Raw genomic sequence first — 21,019 nt, forward strand, 5'->3', positions numbered from 1 at the left:
CTATGCCCAATAAACCGAGCCACCACGATCACGGTCCTACCCACGCAGCTTCGCCCCCTGACGCTGATCTACGTGACCCGGTGTGCGGCATGACGATTACGCCTCCAAGTAAATTTGGCGAGTCTTATCAGGGACAGATTTATCAGTTTTGCAGCCAGAAATGCCAAGAGAAATTTCGGGCAGCTCCAGAGCACTACAGTGGTATTCATCCCAGCACTGAACCCAGCATCGCGGCTACAGAACCCGCGCTCCAAGTAGCCACTGAATTTACCTGCCCGATGCACCCGGAAGTAAAACAGCCAGGGCCCGGCAATTGCCCAAAATGTGGCATGACATTAGAACCTGTCATTCCGGCGCTAGATGACGATGACAAAACCGAGCTCCGTGATTTCGCGCGCCGCTTTTGGTGGTCTCTGCCTTTAACCGTGATAGTGACCGTTCTAGCCATGGCGGGCCATTCATTACAACTCTTCCATGGTTCGGTTCAAAACTGGATCGAGTTTGCTCTTGCGACACCGGTTACCTTATGGGCAGGGTGGCCCTTTTTTGTAAGGGGCATAGCATCTGTTAGAAATCGCAGTCCAAATATGTGGACTCTGATAGGTTTGGGTACTTCCGCAGCTTATCTTTACAGCGTCGCAGCAACCCTCTTTCCCCAAAGTTTTCCCACCACCTTCATGCAAGATGGACGCATCGGCGTTTACTTCGAAGCCGCTGCGGTCATCATCTCGCTCACCTTGCTTGGGCAGATTCTTGAGCTAAAAGCACGGTCACAAACCTCCGCAGCAATTAAGTCCCTTCTAGGCCTATCTCCCAAAACTGCACGCAAGATCAACGCCGATGGTCAGGAGGAAGACATTCCTCTTACCCATGTTCACTTGGGCGACCATTTGCGGGTCAGACCTGGTGAAAAGGTGCCAGTTGATGGCTCTGTGCTCGAGGGAGAAAGTGCGGTGGATGAGTCCATGCTCACTGGTGAGCCTGTGCCGGTAATGAAAAGACCAGGGGATAGTTTGATCGGCGCCACGCTTAATACTCACGGGAGCTTGGTGATGGAGGCGCAAAAGGTCGGCGCCGACACCATGCTATCGCAGATAGTGCAAATGGTTGCTCTAGCCCAACGCTCCAAAGCGCCAATGCAAAGAATGGCAGACTCGATCGCCGGCTACTTTGTGATGGGAGTTATCGCGATTGCGTTGCTGACATTCTTAGGTTGGGGACTATTCGGCCCGGAGCCCAGCTGGGTCTTCGGCCTGATCAACGCTGTCGCCGTACTTATCATCGCTTGCCCCTGTGCACTTGGTCTCGCAACGCCAATGTCGATCATGGTTTCGACGGGTAAAGCGGCCAGTATGGGTGTGCTGTTCAGGGACGCCAGTGCTATTGAAAACCTTTGCAAGATCGACACGCTGATTGTCGATAAAACGGGGACCCTTACAGAGGGACGGCCGGTATTTCACAGTGTGGACGCCACACCAGATTTCAACCCACACGATGTTCTTCAACTGGCCGCTAGCCTTGATCAAGGCAGCGAACATCCTTTGGCGCGCGCCATCGTCGACCATGCCCGAACTGAAAATATCGTGCTCACCAAACCTGAATCGTTTGAGTCCGGGTCTGGGATTGGAGTCAGTGGCCTTGTTGATGGCAAGAAGGTACAGCTGGGCAACACAGCACTGATGGACGCTGCCGGTGTAAGCACTAAGGTCTTACAGTACCGTGCAGAGTTGTTGCGCCTTGAAGGCATCAGCATCATCTATCTAGCAGTTGACGGGGTTCTGGCAGGATTACTGGCGGTCTCAGATCCGATAAAACCGACCTCCAAAGAAGCAGTCACCAAGCTTAAAGCTGATAACGTAAAAATCATCATGGCCACCGGAGACGGGCTCACCACCGCACGTGCTGTCGCCAAGGAGATGGGTATTGAAGAGGTTCATGGAGAAGTTAAACCTCAGGACAAAGAGCGCCTGGTGGCGGACCTCCAGCGATACGGTCGAAAGGTTGCCATGGCCGGCGACGGTATCAACGACGCACCGGCCTTAGCGCGTGCAGATGTGGGCATTGCCATGGGTACAGGGACTGATGTCGCGATGAATAGCGCTCAGCTCACGCTGGTAAAAGGCGACCTGATGGGGATTCTACGGGCACGGGCACTTTCGGTTGCGACAGTAAAAAACATGCGGCAAAACTTGGGTTTCGCCTTCCTTTACAACTCAATGGGTATTCCCTTGGCCGCAGGCCTACTCTATCCGCTGACGGGGCACCTTCTGTCGCCGATGATCGCTGCGTTAGCCATGAGCGTCAGTTCTGCGTCAGTAGTTTTCAATGCTTTGAGACTGAGGAATACCCATATAGCTTGAGCGCAACCGTTGCTCGCTCCCCACAAAACATAACTCTTGACCTTACCGCGGTGTCAACGTTGATGCTGTCATCGCGGTGAAAAGAGACCGCTCAGCACAAGAGGTATAACCATGTTCGTCTTAAACGTATCAGGCATTGGTTGCGGTAGCTGCGTCAGCAAAATCACTAAAGCGATTCAATCGTTGGACAGCGAGGCTAAAGTTTCCGTGGATCGCGCGGCAGGTAAGGTAAGCGTTGAAAGTAGCGAAAACCCAGAGCAAGTTCGTAAAGCTGTCGAATCACTCGGTTTCCCATCGCAAATCAGCGCTTAAGGCGCCGATTTCATTGTTGGGTAAATTTTACTAATCACCTCGCAGAGCTTTAAGCAGCCCCTTAAATGCTCCGTTCAATCTATTAAAAGCGCTTTCAAAATGAATTTCGTTATCAGTAAACTTTGCCACTTCAAGCTGTGCATCCACAGTATTTTGATCAAGTGACGGTTGGTAAGGCGTGCTGTAAAACAAACCATCACCTTGACCATCACTTGCTAATTCGTTTGCGGCAATATGTTTTAGGTTTGTTGTTTTCAAAGAGAACGGAGAATCCAAGCCTCGTTTTGTCTGGCTGGCGAGCACAGCAGAAAACTCCAAATCTCTAGCCTTAAAGTTAGGAGTATCAGCGTTAGCGATATTATTGCTAAGTACCTCAGCTCTTTGGCTGCGATAAACTAACGCTCTTTCTGCGGAGCCAAGCGCTTTTTCAAAATTAATGCTCACAAGCGGCCACCTTCCGTCACGCTACTATTTCCCATTTTCACCTATATCAAACACTTATGTGTTGAATGTGGTGCGTCTGAGTCGGCTTATAACTCCGGTGCAAATTCAAAAAACGTCAAGCCCTGTGAAAGTGACCGAAAGCACAGAACACCGAACGGCTAAATTTTAGGAGCTTGATTTCAGCGAATTCCGACAATGGATAGACCATACGGATTAAGTACATCGCAGCTCAAGAGAAATATCGGAACCTGACACAACTGTAATATTGGCCTAAGCTGCCTGACAGGGAATCAGTCTTATAGTCCTATTGAGCCTTAAGCTCTTCCCTGAGCATCAACAACTTTGTTGTGGATTCAGGGGCTACCATCTATCAGAGGAAACCCAAATGAACCCTATCAAAACCTTGTTCGTCATCGCTGCTCTGACCGTATCTTCTTTTGCTATGGCTGAAGGCGGAGGTGACCGCACTTTCGAACGTATGGAAGCGGCCAGGAGTAACTCGATGGAATCGTACCAAGTAGCCCAAACGAAAAATGCCCAGCCTCCTGTCGCGGAAAGCAAAGCCAGGGCGATGGACCACAAAAATTGCTAAATATTTGAGCTACGCTCACAAGCTGACAGAAATGTAATCACTGTGGTGGTTTAAATGTGGCAATTTCTGAGCTCGCTTACCGTTTGAGTTCGTCTTTTGTAACGGTGAGTGAGTCTCATCCAGACAATTCATTTGTTGTTTCGCGCGGCTTCCCTTTTGACTGATTGGACATAACGGCATGCACTCCAAAACCTCTAGGCGGACATTCGTGAAAGGCTTGGCCGCTGGTGGCATTCTCGGCGGCCTTGGCCTTTGGCGCACTCCTGTATGGGCGGTGACAAGTCCTGGTATGCCGAGCGTACTCTCCGGTAACGAATTTGATCTGTTTATTGGTGAAAGCCCTGTAAACATCACAGGCTCGCCTCGCACAGCTATGACCATCAACGGATCATTGCCCGGACCGTTGCTGCGTTGGCGTGAGGGGGAGACCGTCACTCTGCGTGTAAAAAACCGTCTAGACCAAGACACATCAATCCATTGGCACGGGATCATCTTACCCGCCAACATGGACGGTGTGCCTGGCTTGAGCTTCCATGGCATCGCACCCGATGGCATGTACGAATACAAATTCAAGCTTCATCAGAACGGAACCTACTGGTATCACAGCCACTCGGGTTTGCAGGAGCAGGCAGGCGTTTACGGTCCAATCGTCATCGATTCGAAAGAACCTGAACCGTTTCAATACGATCGCGACTACGTGGTGATGTTGACTGACTGGACCGACGAAGATCCCAGTCGCGTTATGGCGAAGCTCAAGAAACAATCGGGCTATTACAACCATCACAAGCGCACCGTCGGAGACTTCATAGACGATGTCAGCAGCAAAGGTTGGTCTTCGACGGTAGCAGATCGAAAGATGTGGGCTGAGATGAACATGAGTCCTACTGACCTCGGCGATGTCAGCGCGGATACCTATACCTATCTCATGAATGGCCAGGCACCCAACGGTAACTGGACTGGTATTTTCAAACCGGGTGAGAAACTCCGTCTGCGCTTTATCAACGGCTCCGCCATGAGCTATTTCGACGTCCGCATTCCTGGGTTGAAGATGACCGTGGTTGCCGCAGACGGTCAACATGTCAAGCCGGTGAGCGTCGACGAGTTTCGTATTGCGGTAGCTGAAACATATGACGTTATTGTGGAGACTGCTACTGATGAGGCTTACACCATCTTCGCTCAGTCTATGGATCGCACAGGTTACGCCAGCGGAACACTTGCAGTGCGTGACGGCCTAAAGGCACCGATACCTGCGATTGACCCACGTCCTATAGTAACTATGGATGACATGGGGATGGGCGGTATGGCTGGTATGGACCATGGCAGCTCGGGTGGAATGGCCGGCATGGATCACAGCAAGATGGCAGGGATGAACCAAGGTGACATGACCGGGATGACCGGCATGGACAGCGGTGACATGACTAACATGGCTGGCATGGACCACAGCAAGATGGCTGGCATGGACAAAGGCGACATGTCCAACATGGCTGGCATGGACCACAGCAAGATGGCAGGAATGGGCAGTGGCGATATGTCAGGGATGGCTGGCATGGGCGGTATGGGTGGAGAAATGCAGACTCACCCAGCCTCTGAAACCAACAATCCCTTGGTTGACATGCAAGCCATGAGTCCAACGCCAAAGCTGAACGATCCTGGCATAGGCTTGCGGAACAATGGTCGTCGAGTGCTCACTTACTCCGACTTGAAAAGCACTTTCCAAGATCCTGACGGCCGCGAGCCAAATCGCACCATCGAGCTTCACCTGACCGGTCACATGGAGAAGTTTTCGTGGTCGTTCAACGGCATCAAATTCTCTGACGCCGAACCGCTGCGCCTGAAGTATGGCGAGCGTCTGCGCATCACCTTGGTGAACGACACCATGATGACCCACCCCATCCACCTTCACGGCATGTGGAGTGACCTCGAGGATGAGAACGGCAAGTTCATGGTGCGCAAGCACACGATTGATATGCCACCTGGTACCAAACGCAGCTATCGAGTCACCGCTGATGCCTTAGGCCGCTGGGCATATCACTGCCACCTGCTTTTCCATATGGAAATGGGCATGTTCCGTGAAGTACGGGTTGATGAGTAAAGGAGACGATCTGTGAGCACATACCTAAATCGTAATTCCCTCGTGGGTTGCCTCTTTGCCGCTGTCCTGCTGAGTGGACTCTCGTCCACGGTGCTGGCAGAGGAAAATGGCAGCGATCATTCAACCACTGTTCCTGCTACAGCAACGGACAAGCCAGCAGCGGCAAACGATTCGAAGCTAGATCACGGGTCAATGGACCATAGCAAGATGAGCCATGAGTCGATGGATCATGACCAAAAAACCAAAAAGGCAGATTGAGATCATGACCAGTAAGTTTTTACGCCCAACGCTGATGGCACTTGCAGTCTCCACCGGTCCAGCATTCTTTTTTATGGCTCAAGCCGCTGAAGAGATGGATCCGTCGATGGCGATGCCATCAAGTGCGGACGCAAAGCCTTCAACTGCACAAAAATCCAAACCAGCCAAAGCGAAAGATGCCGCGATGGATCACTCCAAGATGGACCACGGCTCAATGGGAGCCATGGACCATAGCAAGATGGGGGCGATGGATCACAGCAAGATGAGCATGGATAACGGGCAAATGGACGGTATGGAAAGCATGGATGGAGGGGCGACTACCACAAGCCGAACCCCGATCCCCGTACTTACCGACGCTGACCGGGCCGCCGCTTTTCCAGACGTACCAGGCCATGGTGTGCACGATAAAAAAATTAACTCGTTCATCCTCCTGGATAAATTTGAGTACCAAGACGCTGACAACGGCAGTGCGCTGGCTTGGGATGCAAAAGGGTGGATCGGCGGTGACGTCGACCGCCTCTGGTTGCGTTCGGAAGGTGAACGTACAAATGGCGTAACCGAAAACGCTGAACTTCAGGCTCTGTGGGGACACGCCATCGGTCCATGGTGGGATGTCGTCACCGGCATTCGACAAGACTTCAAACCTGGGTCACCTCAAACCTGGGGAGCGCTCGGTATTCAGGGCATGGCCCTCTATAACTTTGAAGCTGAAGCGACTGCTTATATTGGTGAGAACGGTCAAACCGCTGCTCGATTTGAAGGCGATTACGACATCCTGTTGACCAATCGCCTGATCTTGCAGCCGACCGCCGAAGTAAACTTGTACGGGAAAAATGATCCTCAGCGCGGCATAGGATCTGGATTGGCCAACACCGAACTAGGCCTGCGGTTGCGCTACGAAATTACTCGTCAATTCGCACCCTACATTGGAGTTAGCTGGAATCGCTCATACGGTAAGACGGCTGACCTTGCCAGCGATGAAGGGGAAAAAACAAACGAGGCCCGATTTGTAGCTGGTATTCGGATGTGGTTCTAAGCGATTTGAGCACTAGCCCTACGAATTCTAATGATCGGGGAGTTAGCTCCCCGACTCTAGAGTAGATCCTTCAATGCAACCTTTGCAGCGGCATGAACGCTTGAGTGGGGTTCTATTGCTTCGTAGAACATCTCGCCGTCTCCAAGGGAAAAGGAAATATTCATGACAGGTAGCTTCCGACTTTCAAGTCGATCTCTGCGTATCGCAACATTCGCCGCGCTGTTCATTGGCTCAACGGCTCAAGCGGCGCAGGCCCTCACCATCGATGTGCATCGTGATGCAAACTGCGGATGTTGCAAAAAATGGATTCAGCATCTTGAGGCTAATGGCTTCACCGTCATCGATCATGAAGAAACCAACATGAGTGCTCTCAAACAAGATCTGGGTGTCGCTCCACGACTCTCGTCTTGTCACACCGCGATGATCAACGGGAAGTTTGTTGAAGGCCACGTGCCAGCTGAGCAAATAATTGCGATGAGTAAACGCGACGACCTTCTCGGGATCGCTGCTCCTGGCATGCCACCTGGTTCTCCAGGAATGGAAGTCGACGGAGTGCATGAGGCCTACCAGATAATCGGCCTGACCAAAGCTGGCACAGATCAGGTCATTGCTGAGTACCCTCAAAACTAATCCCACCACATCCCTCCCGTCACAGCATGGTCAGCGTTCATGACCATGCAGCGGGACATGCTCCTTCGATTTCATTCTCAAGCCATGGCTAAAGACGATCAACAGCCGTCGTAAAGGCATGCTTGTGCCTAATCAGATAACCCCGAACAGCAGTCCTCAATAAGAATTTGAGATGACCCCATCCTCCGCATGCTGACAAGCACTGCGCAGTTGATCGCGATAGTGTTAAGTTCGGAGATGGCGTTGCACCCTCAGCGCACCTTCCCGAATCAGGACATCTGTCTCGGCTGAAACAGTAGAAAACGTAAATGACGGTGGCTTAAGAGTTCTTTTTTTGAAGGCTCTTCAGACGCAGGGCCGCGCGTTGTACAGCGGCCATTTTTTCTGGACGCTTCATTCGTTTCCATTTTCTGATGTCTTCCTTGGTGCGACCGCAGCTAACGCACAGTTCGCTGTTCAGCTGGCAAACAGAAATACAGGGATTTTCGATGTCCTTGGCCATTGTTCAATTCCTCGTCGAACTTATGCGTGCTGCGGGTTCATTGCTAAGCCAGAACGATCTGATCAGGTGAGTCAGCGCCCAACTTGGTGCGGTACTCAACTGTCAGATGAGTGATCTCATGAACCGTCGCAAGGTATGCGTCCGGCCAACACACCTTCCTGACCCCGACGCCAAAGGCGATGGTGTCCACCTAATTTAAGTGGACACCATTTCTAGCCTTTTAAGCGGGTCTTTCCATGCAGCCACAACGCCGTTCCTACTCCAAATCCTTCAAGGCCCAGCTCATTCAAGAGTGTGCCCAGCCCGGCGCTTCGATTGCCAGCGTCGCACTCAGCCACAGCCTTAACGCGAACCTCGTCCACAAATGGATTCGAGTGCAAACGCAGAAAGCCATGGCGCTGCAACCTGCTTTCGTTCCGCTACCCTTGCAGCTAGCCGGAGGAAATTCGCAAGCTGCATCATCGAACATCTGCGTTGAAATCCAGCACCCGCGTGGCACCGTCAAAGTGAACTGGCCGACCGAAAGTGCTGCCGCCTGCGCCACCTTTCTGCGAGACCTGTTGCGATGATCCGCATCGACACCATCTGGCTCGCCACCGAGCCCATGGACATGCGCGCCGGCACCGACACTGCGATGGCTCGGGTGGTAGCAGTGTTCGGTGCGGCGCAGCCGCACTGTGCTTATCTGTTTGCCAACCGCCGTGCCAATCGCATGAAAGTGCTGGTGCACGACGGGCTGGGCATCTGGCTGGCGGCGCGCAGGCTGCATCAGGGCAAGTTCTTCTGGCCGGGTTCCCGGCACGGTTCGCAGATAGAATTGGGCTCCGAGCAACTGCATGCTCTGGTGCTAGGTTTGCCTTGGCAAAGGGTCGGGCCAGGCAACGCGATTTCCATCGTATAACTTCTGCCATGCCCCATCTGGCTGTGCAATTGTCCGATCAGCCTATCGTTGGTTTTGACCTGTTCTGGCAAAATCGGCGGCATGACTTCGCTCCCTGATCTCAATCACCTGACCCCTGAACAACTGCGCGCTCTGGCAGCGCAGTTGATGCAGCGTGTCGAGACGCTGGACCAACAAGTCGAAACAATGGGCAAGACCGTCGAGACCATGGGTAAGAGGATCCATCATGGTCAAACGGTGATCGAAAAGTTGAGCCACGAGATCGCGCAGCTCAAGCGCTTCAAATTTGCCAAGCGTAGCGAGCAGTTGAGTCCGGAGCAGGCCAGCTTGCTCGATGACTTGATCGATACCGATATCGCGGCGATTGAGGCTGAGCTTCAGGCCTTGCAAACAGCTCCAACTCCAACCGAGGCAAAGCAAAAGCCCAAGCGCGCTGCGTTGCCGCCGGAGTTTCCACGCACCCTGATCCATCACGAACCGGACAACACTCACTGCCCATGCGGCTGCGCCCTCAAGCGTATCGGTGAAGACGTCAGCGAGAAACTGGACTACACGCCCGGCGTGTTTACCGTGGAGCGTCACATTCGCGGCAAGTGGGTTTGTGATGACTGCGAAACGCTGATCCAGGCGCCGGTTCCGGCGCAGGTCATCGACAAGGGCATCCCCACCGCCGGGCTGCTAGCCCATGTGATGATCGCCAAGTTCGCCGACCATTTGCCGCTCTATCGCCAGGAGTCGATTTTTGGTCGAGCCGGTTTGGCCATCCCACGCTCAACCTTGGCCCAATGGGTTGGCGTTACTGGCGTGCAGTTACAGCCTCTGGTGGATGCGCTGCGCGATGTAGTGCTCGGGCAGCAGGTCATTCACGCCGATGAAACACCCGTGCAGATGCTAATGCCGGGCTCGAAAAAAACTCATCGTTCCTATGTCTGGGCCTACGCCACCAGCCAACTCTGCGAAACAGCGGCTGTCGTCTACGACTTCAGCCCCAGCCGCGCCGGTGAGCATGCTCGTAACTTTCTGCAAGACTGGAAGGGCAAGCTGGTCTGTGATGATTTCGGTGGCTACAAGGCCAGCTTTGAACTCGGCGTAACCGAAATCGGTTGCATGGCCCATGCAAGACGCAAGTTCTTCGAGCTACACGCCACCAACAAGAGCCAGCTCGCCGAGCAGGCCTTGCGCTACATCCAGTTACTTTACGAAATCGAAAGTGAGATCCGCGACCTTGAACCGGATTTTCGCCACCGAATACGGCAGGAAAAAGCTGTGCCGGTGATGGGTGCACTGCATGCCTGGATGATCGCCCAGCGCCTACTTGTGCACGATGGCTCGGCTATCAGCAAAGCACTGGATTACAGCCTGAAACGCTGGACGGCGCTGTCGCGCTATCTCGATGACGGGGCCGTACCCATCGACAATAACTGGTGCGAGAACCAGATCCGGCCATGGGCGTTGGGTCGCAAGAACTGGCTCTTTGCAGGTTCACTGCGCAGCGGCAAACGGGCTGCGGCGATCATGAGCTTGATCCAGTCGGCGCGGCTCAATGGGCATGATCCGTATGCTTATTTGAAGGACGTCCTCACGCGCCTGCCGACGCAGCGGGCGAGTGAGATTGCGGAGCTGCTGCCGCATAGATGGCAACCGGTTTAGTTGCGCAAGGCGGGATGCCCGGACGCATACGTCGCAAGCCGTTCTCGTATGTTTTCTGCATTGACTGCTGGGCTGCCCAGAACACTCACAATCGCGGCGCGGGCTTGCGGCCCAACCTGCCAGACATGAAGATCAATGATCGAAGCATCTCCCGGTCGCTCAACCAGTTCACGAATCTCTTCAGCGACATGATCATCTGTCTGGTCGAGCAATACACCCGAAGTCACCCGCATCAACGACCAAGCCCAGCGTGCAATCACAACGGCACCCACAATCCCCATTGCAGGGTCGAGCCATACCCAACCAAGGTATCGACCAGCAAGAAGGGCTGCGATGGCCAGAACCGAAGTCAATGCATCTGCAATGACGTGAACGTATGCAGAGCGCAAATTATTGTCGTGACCATGCGCATGGTGAGACTCATCGTGGCCGTGGTCATGCCCATGGTGGTGATCATGACCGCCAGACAGCAAAAGCGCGCTCACCACATTCACTGCTAGTCCGACAATTGCGATTAGAGTCGCTGTCCCGAATTGCACTTGAGTCGGTTGAAAGAGACGAAACAGCGACTCTCCAGCAATTCCCAAGGAAACCAGTCCCAAAATCAGAGCAGAAGCGAAGCCACCCAAGTCTCCCACCTTGCCAGTTCCAAAACTGTAGCGAGCACTTGAGGCATGTCTTTTAGCGTAAGCGTAAGCAGCTGCGGCTATGCCGAGTGCTCCTGCATGCGTTGCCATGTGAAAACCATCGGCAAGCAACGCCATTGAGCCAGTGAGATAACCTGCGGTGATTTCAGCAACCATCATTACGACGGTCAGGGCCACCACCCACAAGGTTCGCTTGGCGTTTTCTTCATGTGATTTCCCAAGGAACATATGGTCGTGGGAATACTCGGCGTACGAATTACTCATCTGGGCAAATCCTATTTGGAATAGCGGCGAATGGCTTCGAGCAGCTCGTCGACACCTTTCGCTCTTTCGTCGTTGCTGAGTGTCGGATTCGCGACGTGTTCACGAGCGTGGTCTTCGATAATTTCATCCATCAGCCCATTGATAGCGCCACGGGCAGAAGCGACCAAAAGCAGAGTTTTCGAGCAGTCATCATCAGAGTCGAGTGCTCGCTCAATAGCCTGGACTTGCCCAGCGATTCGCTTTACGCGCTTAAGAAGATTGTCTTTGCTTGATCTCATATGACCCATACCATACCCCCCCTACCTATATTGAGAGTATGATCACACGTTCCAATTAGCCATACAACCCCAGGGATGCTCGCCGCCGGCGATGGATACCAACAGTTATTTCAATCCATAAAAAAAGGCGCCACTAGGGCGCCTAAGCCGTCTCCAAACCAAAGGAGAAACAAGGAGACGGGGTGTATCGGGGATAGCGGACACTTGATGCCGATGGCTAATGCCCGTTAAAGAAGTTGCAGTGGATATTCAACAATCAGTCGGACCTCGTCCAAATCAGATTCGAAATCGGTAGCTCGTGTTGTTGCTTGGCGAACACGTAAAGACATGTCCTTCAGTGAGCCGGACTGGATGACGTACTTGGCCTCTATGTCTCGCTCCCAACGCTTTTGGTCCTGCAATGGTGCACCGTCCACTCCGCGACGCATGTACACGCTGTTCGCGTTGGAATAGTCCGCATCCCAACCCTTAGCGTAGCGGGTCATGAAGCTGAGACCGGGGATGCCGAAAGCCTGCATATCTAGATCGTAGCGCAGCTGCAAGGATTGCTCTTTCGGTGAGTTGAAATCGCTGTACTGAATAGAGTTATCCAAGAAAATTGAGTCGGATTGGCGTAGGTAGTCAAAGTCGTCGTTACCATTATTGCGCTGGTACCCAACGGTCACGGTATGCGCTCCGAATTTGACCCCGGTCTTGCCGCTCCAAATGTTGTTATCGAAGCTTCCCAAAAGTTTTTTACCCTCATCAACCGCTCGGTAGTAATTAAAGCCACCGATTAGAGATACGCTGTCTGAGAGCGGATAGTTCAATGTGGTGCCTGCGTAATACTGGTTCCACACATCCTTGAATTGGCTGGTGTAAAGACTCACACCTACGTGCTCATTGACCGTGTAATCGCCCCCTAGATAGCGATCCACGGAGCATCTACTGCACCGGCGTAGAAAGTCGAAAAGCCGTCACGCATGCCACTGGAATTGGGTTGGCTCATCGCATGCAGCCGACCCCCTTGAAGGGTCAGGTCTTTGATGCTGGTATTGGTAAACGTTGCGCCACGAAAACTCTCAGGGAGGAGTCGGGAATCCCCATAGGCAACGACAGGCGTCGATGGAAATACGTCGCCTACCTTGACGACTGTATCCAGGAAACGCACTTTTGCGGCCCCGCCTACTTTTGAGTAGGAGTCTTCAGGTTGGCCTTTGCTATTGTGCGGCAAGACATCGACTGAGCTACGGGCTCCCGAGCGACCATCACCTGAATCGAGCTTGAGGCCTTCCATTGCAAACGCATCAATGCCGAAGCCTACGGTTCCTTGAGTAAAGCCTGATTCGAATCGGCCAATGATGCCATGACCCCATTCGGCTGAGTAACCATTGCCCGTGGGGCTTGACTGGCCCTTTCGATAATCACGATTGAGATAGAGATTCCGATTGAGAATACTAAAGGTGCTCCCCTCAATGAACCCTTCAGGCTTTTGCTCCACAGCTACTGCAACTTGCCCCATGCTCATGCCAAGGGCAATGAGAGAAAGACCATAAATGCTTTTATTGTTCATTTAACACTCCAGGCTTTAGCTTGGCAGAGTTTCTTTATGAAATATTTTTTATAATTATAAAAAGCCACCAGCACGTGAGGATTTCTCCTACGTGCCGGCAGACATAATTTCATACAATAGATAACTCCAGCGTGACCTGAAAATTACTTCTATGTCAGCGAACAGTAAGCAGACTCGAAACATACCGAACAAACTGGCGCAGCTAGGGCCAACGCTAACTAGCTTCCGTGAGGGCAGTTAGTACCCATAACCTTGTATTCCAGGGTGTTGAGCTTGCCCGCCGAATCTTCATAGGTCATGCGCGAAGGAGCTACGCCACAGGTTTTATTGGCTTGAGTAGTACTGATTACCTTCTGGACATCGAGGTTCATTCCATATTCATAATGAACAACTTCAGGTGTCGTCTTTCCATTTTCTAAAGCGTACTGCTCCATCGCCTTCTGGTTCTCTTGCATCATTCGACCATAAACACGGTCACCACCGCCTTCAGCCATGGCCAAAGAAGACAAGGTCAAGATGGAAACGGCAAAAAAAGCTTTTAGTGATTTCATGATTTTCTCCTAGTGTTCACTTACTTCTGACTAGAGGATAACCAGTGATGCCTTTCAGAAAGCTGCCGCGAATATTACATATGCGTAAGGTGTCCCTCAGCACTGGTGAGCTCGGCTATTAGAATTTTAACTTATTGGCGGAGTAGGCTGAATATGTCAGATAAGCATTAAAGATCAACTCGAGTTTCTCACGAAATACCCAAGATTTTTTATTAAAAATACATCTCATCTATATTATGGACAGCTGCTTGGACTGCTCCATATGGATGAGTGGTTTGAGCGCAGTAAGATGAGACGAGGAACGTGTTACAAAAGCCTTATAGGCTGAGAATATTAGGGGCTACGTGGAGTACCGAAAATACCATCGCTAGGATAGCCTTTAACAGCCATAAGAAATCGTCCCAGTATTTTATCGCGGCTAGCAGCAAAGCACCGACGATTGGAAGCAGGGACAACCCCTTCAGCAACCGAAAGGTCCTGGTGAGGGTTCGGCCTTGCTTGTCGACTTGATCGATGGTGATCCTGAGCAGCCCCTGAAGTTTCGGGGGATATGTTTTTATCTTGTCCTTGAAATCATCGAAAATGACATTGAAGCTGTGTAGGAGGCGCTCCGTTTGCAGCATTTGGTTGTGAAGGATTGCAAGCAGAACCACAGAAACCACTGCCAACCCAAGGACAAGGATAAAACCTTCGAATCTTGAGGTTGTTTTCTCCAGCACGACCAAACCCGCTAGCGATATCGGCAGGGCGAGCATCTTGCCGGCGATGTCGCCCAGCACCCCGCTAAGCTTCGTGCCATAGTCGATTTCAGCTTGGGCCACCTCCCGCCGGGCCCGCTCAAACGAGAAGCTATAGACGTAGGTTTGCAGATTAGCGCGGTATGTGGCGAGGACCTCCCGCCACTCCCGCACGATCACCAAGAACAGATTGGGCTCGCTCTCAAACTTCTCGATGACGCTAGCCACCGCCATCCGAATCATTAATTTTCGTTCGGAGAGGTGTGCCTTATTTTCGTTTTTTCGATTGAGTATTTCTTCCAACAAGCTCAGGTGATTGAGCTCATAGTCAAGGACCTTGACGTCAACCTGGGTAGGTAACAGAAAAGTTCTCGGAGGCTTAGCCCCATCGGGAGGCAAGGCAAAGAACAGATTAAAACCATCTTGGCTGCTGTCTTTGTCGACACCGATCGCTAGCAGTGCAAGCAGCTCGATCAGCCGGCAGACGCGCCTGAGCGCCTTAATCGCCGGAGGCTCGATGTCATCGCTATCTGCCCAACAGAGCTCAACAATGTATACGTTGCTCGGGAATTGCCCCTTGCCCAATGAGCCATTGCGAGCGACAAACTCGCCGAGGTTCGCGTAGAACCGGCCAGACTCGTTCGATGGCAAGCGAAACTCAATATCGAGAGAGTCTGCTTCTTCAGAGCAATGCTCGAACTTGCCATAGGCTGCGGGCAGGCCATCGCACATTCGCAACGCACCGATAATGTCGGGCGTTGTCATCCCCTCATAGCGGATGACTCCGTCCTCAATGGTGGGCGCTCCAATGGCGCGGTAGAGAGCTACCACATTAGAAAACATTCTTAGCCGACCCTGGCCAGCAGTTCTTTCTCGATCACACCAACCAGTTCGGCAGTCAGATTGGACAGTGTCAACTTTTTCCGTCCCTCATCATAATAAACGTCTGCGGCCGGATCCTTACCTAACGCTCCACGCTCGAATTGCAACGACCAGTTAGCCGCGTCCCCCTTGATACGGGTCTTCTCTTTCAGCGATTTCGCATTGACCGTAAAGTCGTCTGGCACCTTATGTTTCTCGCTATTCAAATAGTCTTTCAGCCCAACAATTTCATCCACTAAGTCAGCGGGTACGTGTGCGACAGCGACGTGGCAGATAGCGTCCAAGCGCGCAGATTTGCCTGCGGCCAACTGCTCCTCCAGATACTTGATCACCGCCTCTTTGGCCTTGTAACCAAAGCCTTTTAACGTTTTGTTGTCGCGAAAAAACCGTGCAACGTTATCAATGGCATTTTTGGTAGCGCGTCCGGAAGCTACTCCTTTCGCGCATCCCAGTGCAGAGATGAAATAATCGGATGCCTGACTATCACGGCCCCGGCTGATGAAGCACAGGTAGGTTGAATCCACTTCATCCTCCGCGTCATCTTCATTCTGCTCAGGCGCAGCAGCGGCCGCAGCAGCCATAGCCTTTATGGCCACGAAGCTCGCTAAATTGATCCTGGCGGCCTGCTGAACCTTGTTGAGATCGACCTCTTGAATTTCCTTGGGCACATAGTTCTCGTCCAGCTGTATACCGCCGCGTTCCTTCATGCTGGCGACCAGGAAAAAGTCGGTTGCACCTGCGGTGTACTGAGCGCAAAGGATGTGTCCACCGGTCGATAAGACTTGATTACCGGCTTGCTCCACCAACTGGTCCATTGCCAAGTGGGTCAAGTCGATAAATCGCGCTTCATCATCTTGTACTTCTACGAACGCGGTGAAGCGCTCTGGAAACGGTCCCTGACGGTCATCATCGGCAAACTGGCCGTAGACCACGCTGTTGCCTTCTTTGCCGATGAGGCCGTGGATACCATTGACCAGAAAATGCAACGCGGGATTTTCAGTATCGAGCGCCACATCCTTCTTGACCACCTCGGAGATAAAACTGGTCTTGGCCAGCTTCTTGAAGCTGTGAATAATGGCAGTTTTCAGCGTAATCATAGGTCGAATTCCGTTCCGATAGTATCAATATGGAATCACTGAAAATAGCACCTTACCCAGCAAACTTCAGGGCTTATCTCGATATCAGATATCACCGAAGGGCTCCAATACCTACCGATCAGTAAGGCTGCACGAACCCAATAACTGTATATGTATACAGTATCATAATCTATGCCATTCATCAGCACGAGGAGCGGAGGGTTGAAGCGCGGATTGGCCGCCGCCAATAACCACGACATCAAATTTCGGATTATGACTCACCACCATCCCCCCCTACGTTTGCTGCGTATCGCTTACGTGGGATCAGACTTTACGGCCCAGATCATCAATTTTCACAACGACCTGTCCGTCCTCTTTGACGAAACTGCCGCGCTGCTCTTGTGGAAGCAGGTCGAGGACAGCCTCAGACGGACGACACAGGCGTGCCCCCAAGGGGGTCACGACGATGGGACGATTGATCAGGATGGGATGAGCCATCATGGCGTCAATGAGCTGGTCATCGGCAAGTGACGGATCGCCCAACCCAAGCTCTTCGTACGGCGTGCCTTTGATACGGAGGAGCGCCCGCACCTCTATACCCATATCCTTGATCAACCTGATTAGCGTTGGCCGATCAGGTGGGGTTTTCAGGTACTCAATTACCGTTGGCTCTTCACCGCTGTTGCGGATCAATGCCAAGGTATTGCGGGAAGTGCCACATTCCGGGTTGTGATAAATCGTGATCTGATTCATATCTGATGTCTCGCTGTTGAGAGGCTCAAATGGATCGCTGGTTGACGCGTTCGGATAGCTCCCCAGCGGACTCTTTACGCTCGGAGTAACGATCAACCAGGTAATCTTGGCGATCACGCAACAACAGCGTGAACTTCATCAGTTCTTCCATCACGTCGACCAGACGGTCGTAGTACGAGGACGGCTTCATCCGGCCCGTCTCATCGAATTCGGTGAAGGCCTTAGCTACTGAGGATTGGTTTGGGATGGTGAACATGCGCATCCAACGCCCCAGTACCCGCAGCTGATTAACTACGTTGAAGGACTGCGAGCCGCCGCAGACTTGCATCACCGCAAGGGTCTTTCCTTGCGTAGGTCGTACAGCACCTATCGCCAGCGGAACCCAGTCAATCTGAGCCTTGAAAACCGCACTCATGGAGCCGTGTCGCTCAGGAGAGCACCACACCTGGCCTTCCGACCATTGCATCAGTTTGCGCAGCTCCGCGACTTTGGGGTGGGTGTCGGGTGCATCATCCGGCAGCGGAAGGCCCGACGGATCGAATATCTTTGTTTCAGCGCCAAACTGCTCCAGAAGTCGAGCGGCCTCCTGGGTCACCAACCGGCTGAAGGATCGCTCTCGTGTCGACCCATACAGAAGAAGGATTCGAGGTTTATGGAGTGAGGACGTGCGAGGCGCCAGTTGCTCCAGGGTTGGAATGTCAAGCAGCTCGGCTTGGACATTCGGCAGCGTATCTTGCATACAAACTCCTAGGGATGCGCCAAGTAGGCACAACTTCCATTGCTCTTCAAAGCGAACCGATACGGTTCAGTTCAGCTTTGAGCTGATCAGGGCTCATGGTTTTCAACGGCAGCGCAAGAAACGCGCTCACGCGTTCGCGAATTTTGGCGAGAGTGGCGTCAAACGCTTTTGTGATCTCGATCTCCGACCCAGTGGCTTCCGACGGATCGGCCAAACCCCAATGGGCCTTCAAGGCTGGCCCGAAAAAGATGGGGCACGCTTCACCCGCTGCCCGGTCACATACGGTTACCACGATGTCTGGTGGAGAGCCTTCAAAAATATCCGAAGCTTTGCTGCTCAAGCCTGCCGTGGAAATGCCCGCAGCCTCCAGCGTTTGCAATGCCCTTTGGTTCACTCGACCGCTGGGAAAGCTTCCTGAGCTGACCGCCTCCACGCCCTCTGACGCCAGGTGGTTGAAAAGTGCCTCGGAGAGGATGCTACGGCAGCTGTTGTGGGTACACATGAACAAGACTTTCATCAGTAGATTCCTTGATTCAGAAGCTGAGGCGCAATGCCAGGGCGCAGAGGGTGGCGATAAGGATGGGCAAGGTCAGCACGATCCCGGTCTTGAAGTAGTAACCCCAGCTGATCGTGATGTCCTTTTTGGCCAGCACGTGCAGCCACAAGAGCGTGGCCAGGCTACCGATGGGAGTGATTTTCGGCCCCAGGTCGCAGCCAATGATGTTGGCGTACACCATTGCTTGAAGAACGACGCCATCGACTTCGGCAGCATGAATGGACAAGGCACCGATCAGGACAGTGGGCATGTTGTTCATGATTGAAGACAGAAAGGCTGTGAGCAGCCCCGTACCCAAGGACGCGCCCCAGACACCGTAGCCGGCAAATACATTCAGGATCTGGGCGATGTGGTTGGTCAAACCGGCGTTCTTGAGGCCGTAGACGACCAGATACATGCCCAGGGAAAAGATCACCACCTGCCATGGCGCGCCCTTGAGCACCTTGCCGGTGTCGATGGCGTGTCCACGGGCCGCGATGACGTAAAGAATGAATGCGCAGGCAGCCGCAATGGCACTGATCGGCACGCCCAGAGGCTCGACGACAAAGAAACCGACCAGCAGCAGAGCTAGAACCCACCAGCCTGCTATGAAAGTCGGACGATCACGTATCGCCTCTTTAGGATGATGCAACTGAGCAAGTTCGTAAGTCTTGGGCAATTCCTTGCGGAAGAACCACATCAGCATCACCAGCGTAGCCGCAACGCTGACCAGATTCACCGGCACCATGACGGATGCGTATTCGCTGAACCCAATCTTGAAGTAATCCGCAGAGACAATGTTGACCAGATTCGAAACTACCAGAGGCAAACTCGCGGTATCAGCGATAAAACCGGCCGCCATGACGAATGCGAGGGTGGCAGCGGGCGAAAAGCGCAATGCAAATAGCATTGCGATCACGATGGGCGTGAGAATCAATGCCGCACCATCATTAGCAAATAATGCTGATACCGCAGCACCCAGTAGGATGATGAAAGCAAATAGCTTACGAGTGCTGCCTCCGCCCCAGCGTGCGACATGCAATGCTGCCCATTCGAAAAAGCCGGCTTCATCGAGCAGAAGACTGATGATAATCACCGCGATGAACGTTGCAGTGGCATTCCAAACGATGTGCCACACCTCGGGGATATCCGCAAGAGTGACCACTCCAGTCAAGAGCGCGAGTACAGCGCCAAAGGTTGCACTCCAGCCAACACCCAGCCCTTTGGGCTGCCAGATCACCAGGACGATGGTGGCAATAAAGATCAGTACGGCAATCAACATTTCAATCACTCGATTTGGAAGCAGATCAGCCACATACGAGCTGGTTGATAGGACGAGCATTCATGTCGCTTAGTCGTTTGGCTTCGGTATCTAGCCAATCCTGATTCGCATCCACGACGTCCTTCAGAATTGCACTCACCCAACTAGGAAGGCCGGGATTCAGGCGGTAGTAAACCCACTGGCCTTGACGACGATCCATCAGCAGTCCCGCTGAACGAAGCAGCGCCAAGTGGCGAGAAATCTTGGGCTGGCTCTGGTCGAGCGCAGCGGTAAGCTCGCATACGCACAGCTCTCCTTCGCTCACGATGAGCAGTGTGATTTTGGTTCGAGTGTCATCTGCCAAGCACTTGAATAGTGCCGTGGGATTCATAGGCTCTGTCATAGATCCTCCAAGTGTTTTGTCTTGACCAAGACGAAGAGCTTAATGCGCTCATGGATGTCATGAAGTGTGTGGCGAAACGCGTCGGGATGATCGCTGGTGACCGGATCTGCGAAATCCCAAGTGATGACTTCGCCAGCGGCGGGCATCCATGCACATTCCCGTGCGGACTTGTCACACAGCGTGATGACGTAATCGAATTTTTCGTCGCGAAGCTCATCAATGGATTTGCTATGCAGTCCGGATGCATCTACGTCGACATTGGCCAGAGCAGCGACAGTACGCGGGTCGACGCTGGTTGGCTCCAAGCCCGCACTGTAAGCGGCAAAACGCGGATCTGTGTGCCGAAGCAATGCTTCTGCTAAATGGGAGCGGGCAGAGTTGGCAACGCAGATGAAAAGCACTTTGATTGGGGCAGACATGGCAATCTCGACACATACGTTGAATCGAATATATGATTTATCGCATATTCGGTAAAGCGTATATTTTTGCGTCGCCGGTCACCAGCGTGTAAGGGCAGCGCTCGTCAGATCGTCGGACGACTTTTCGTCGGAAGACGAGCTGATC

General features: G+C 52.8%; 23 protein-coding genes and 1 pseudogene. 10 read left to right on the plus strand and 14 right to left on the minus strand.

The window, feature by feature from the left end; translation table 11 throughout:
- The first annotated feature begins 2 nt into the window (after positions 1-2).
- Entirely contained in the window at positions 3-2,360 is a 2,358-nt protein-coding gene (locus tag HZ99_RS17195; protein WP_080727722.1) for a heavy metal translocating P-type ATPase, read from the plus strand.
- 111 nt (positions 2,361-2,471) lie between these two features.
- Positions 2,472-2,672: a heavy-metal-associated domain-containing protein gene (locus tag HZ99_RS27915; RefSeq protein ID WP_074321237.1), complete on the plus strand. Its 201-nt coding sequence runs from the start codon at positions 2,472-2,474 to the stop codon at positions 2,670-2,672.
- A gap of 30 nt (positions 2,673-2,702) precedes the next feature.
- Here the strand turns inward: HZ99_RS27915 and flgB are convergent, their stop codons facing one another.
- Positions 2,703-3,116, minus strand: a complete 414-nt coding sequence (gene flgB, locus HZ99_RS27920; RefSeq protein WP_076963049.1) for a flagellar basal body rod protein FlgB — start codon at positions 3,114-3,116, stop codon at positions 2,703-2,705.
- A 385-nt stretch (positions 3,117-3,501) separates the two neighbouring features.
- Between flgB and HZ99_RS17200 the strand changes: the two genes are divergently transcribed.
- The 5 genes from HZ99_RS17200 (at position 3,502) to HZ99_RS17215 (ending at position 7,724) form a co-directional block, all read left to right on the plus strand.
- Positions 3,502-3,708, plus strand: a complete 207-nt coding sequence (locus HZ99_RS17200) for a co-regulatory protein PtrA N-terminal domain-containing protein (RefSeq protein ID WP_032856636.1) — start codon at positions 3,502-3,504, stop codon at positions 3,706-3,708.
- Positions 3,709-3,886: 178 nt separating this feature from the next.
- Positions 3,887-5,800, plus strand: a complete 1,914-nt coding sequence (locus HZ99_RS17205; RefSeq protein WP_038444665.1) for a copper resistance system multicopper oxidase — start codon at positions 3,887-3,889, stop codon at positions 5,798-5,800.
- Between the two features lie 12 nt (positions 5,801-5,812).
- Positions 5,813-6,058 carry a hypothetical protein gene (locus HZ99_RS28665; protein WP_099170805.1) on the plus strand — a complete coding sequence of 82 codons (246 nt, stop codon included), beginning with the start codon at positions 5,813-5,815 and terminating at the stop codon, positions 6,056-6,058.
- The gene (locus HZ99_RS17210) at positions 6,030-7,094 is read left to right on the plus strand and encodes a copper resistance protein B (RefSeq protein WP_038444668.1); all 1,065 of its coding nucleotides are present in this window, start codon (positions 6,030-6,032) and stop codon (positions 7,092-7,094) included. The genes HZ99_RS28665 and HZ99_RS17210 overlap by 29 nt, the downstream gene beginning before the upstream one ends.
- A 162-nt stretch (positions 7,095-7,256) precedes the next feature.
- Positions 7,257-7,724 carry a DUF411 domain-containing protein gene (locus HZ99_RS17215; RefSeq protein ID WP_017341649.1) on the plus strand — a complete coding sequence of 156 codons (468 nt, stop codon included), beginning with the start codon at positions 7,257-7,259 and terminating at the stop codon, positions 7,722-7,724.
- 319 nt (positions 7,725-8,043) lie between these two features.
- Here HZ99_RS17215 and HZ99_RS17220 read toward each other — a convergent pair whose 3' ends face one another.
- Positions 8,044-8,226, minus strand: a complete 183-nt coding sequence (locus HZ99_RS17220) for a DUF1289 domain-containing protein (RefSeq protein WP_038444670.1) — start codon at positions 8,224-8,226, stop codon at positions 8,044-8,046.
- 236 nt (positions 8,227-8,462) lie between these two features.
- On the opposite strand from HZ99_RS17220, the gene tnpA reads away from it, so the two are divergent.
- The 3 genes from tnpA (at position 8,463) to tnpC (ending at position 10,777) form a co-directional block, all read left to right on the plus strand.
- Complete coding sequence (tnpA, locus tag HZ99_RS28670) at positions 8,463-8,795, plus strand: IS66-like element accessory protein TnpA (protein WP_038441717.1); 333 nt, start codon at positions 8,463-8,465, stop codon at positions 8,793-8,795.
- Positions 8,792-9,127, plus strand: coding sequence for an IS66 family insertion sequence element accessory protein TnpB (gene tnpB, locus HZ99_RS28675; protein WP_038441718.1), 336 nt, complete (start codon positions 8,792-8,794; stop codon positions 9,125-9,127). The genes tnpA and tnpB overlap by 4 nt, the downstream gene beginning before the upstream one ends.
- An 81-nt stretch (positions 9,128-9,208) precedes the next feature.
- Complete coding sequence (tnpC, locus tag HZ99_RS17235) at positions 9,209-10,777, plus strand: IS66 family transposase (protein WP_038441719.1); 1,569 nt, start codon at positions 9,209-9,211, stop codon at positions 10,775-10,777.
- On the opposite strand, the gene dmeF is transcribed toward tnpC, so the two are convergent.
- The 12 genes and pseudogenes from dmeF to HZ99_RS17295 all read right to left on the minus strand — a co-directional run bounded on the left by dmeF (position 10,774) and on the right by HZ99_RS17295 (position 20,874).
- Positions 10,774-11,688: a CDF family Co(II)/Ni(II) efflux transporter DmeF gene (dmeF, locus tag HZ99_RS17240; RefSeq protein ID WP_038444672.1), complete on the minus strand. Its 915-nt coding sequence runs from the start codon at positions 11,686-11,688 to the stop codon at positions 10,774-10,776. The genes tnpC and dmeF overlap by 4 nt on opposite strands.
- A gap of 11 nt (positions 11,689-11,699) precedes the next feature.
- Positions 11,700-11,975, minus strand: a complete 276-nt coding sequence (locus HZ99_RS17245) for a metal/formaldehyde-sensitive transcriptional repressor (protein ID WP_038444675.1) — start codon at positions 11,973-11,975, stop codon at positions 11,700-11,702.
- A gap of 218 nt (positions 11,976-12,193) precedes the next feature.
- Positions 12,194-13,518: pseudogene (locus tag HZ99_RS17250) on the minus strand (OprD family porin).
- Positions 13,519-13,736: 218 nt separating this feature from the next.
- On the minus strand, positions 13,737-14,069 hold the full coding sequence (locus HZ99_RS17255; RefSeq protein ID WP_019334883.1) for a DUF2790 domain-containing protein: 333 nt from the start codon (positions 14,067-14,069) through the stop codon (positions 13,737-13,739).
- A 317-nt stretch (positions 14,070-14,386) separates the two neighbouring features.
- Positions 14,387-15,649 (minus strand): hypothetical protein, encoded by a 1,263-nt coding sequence (locus tag HZ99_RS17260; RefSeq protein WP_038444678.1) that lies wholly within the window; start codon positions 15,647-15,649, stop codon positions 14,387-14,389.
- Positions 15,650-15,651: 2 nt separating this feature from the next.
- Positions 15,652-16,785 (minus strand): nucleoid-associated protein, encoded by a 1,134-nt coding sequence (locus HZ99_RS17265; RefSeq protein ID WP_038444681.1) that lies wholly within the window; start codon positions 16,783-16,785, stop codon positions 15,652-15,654.
- A gap of 303 nt (positions 16,786-17,088) precedes the next feature.
- Positions 17,089-17,517 carry an arsenate reductase (glutaredoxin) gene (gene arsC / locus HZ99_RS17270; RefSeq protein ID WP_019334880.1) on the minus strand — a complete coding sequence of 143 codons (429 nt, stop codon included), beginning with the start codon at positions 17,515-17,517 and terminating at the stop codon, positions 17,089-17,091.
- Between the two features lie 25 nt (positions 17,518-17,542).
- On the minus strand, positions 17,543-18,256 hold the full coding sequence (arsH, locus tag HZ99_RS17275) for an arsenical resistance protein ArsH (RefSeq protein ID WP_038444684.1): 714 nt from the start codon (positions 18,254-18,256) through the stop codon (positions 17,543-17,545).
- Between the two features lie 46 nt (positions 18,257-18,302).
- Positions 18,303-18,773 (minus strand): arsenate reductase ArsC, encoded by a 471-nt coding sequence (locus HZ99_RS17280; protein ID WP_038444687.1) that lies wholly within the window; start codon positions 18,771-18,773, stop codon positions 18,303-18,305.
- Between the two features lie 16 nt (positions 18,774-18,789).
- Positions 18,790-20,073: an arsenic transporter gene (locus HZ99_RS17285; protein ID WP_038444690.1), complete on the minus strand. Its 1,284-nt coding sequence runs from the start codon at positions 20,071-20,073 to the stop codon at positions 18,790-18,792.
- A 25-nt stretch (positions 20,074-20,098) separates the two neighbouring features.
- Positions 20,099-20,455, minus strand: a complete 357-nt coding sequence (locus HZ99_RS17290) for a metalloregulator ArsR/SmtB family transcription factor (protein WP_032901556.1) — start codon at positions 20,453-20,455, stop codon at positions 20,099-20,101.
- Entirely contained in the window at positions 20,452-20,874 is a 423-nt protein-coding gene (locus HZ99_RS17295) for an arsenate reductase ArsC (RefSeq protein ID WP_019334875.1), read from the minus strand. The genes HZ99_RS17290 and HZ99_RS17295 overlap by 4 nt, the downstream gene beginning before the upstream one ends.
- Positions 20,875-21,019: the final 145 nt, after the last annotated feature.

Origin of the sequence: Pseudomonas fluorescens, assembly GCF_000730425.1 — a bacterium.
Lineage (GTDB): Bacteria > Pseudomonadota > Gammaproteobacteria > Pseudomonadales > Pseudomonadaceae > Aquipseudomonas > Aquipseudomonas fluorescens_X.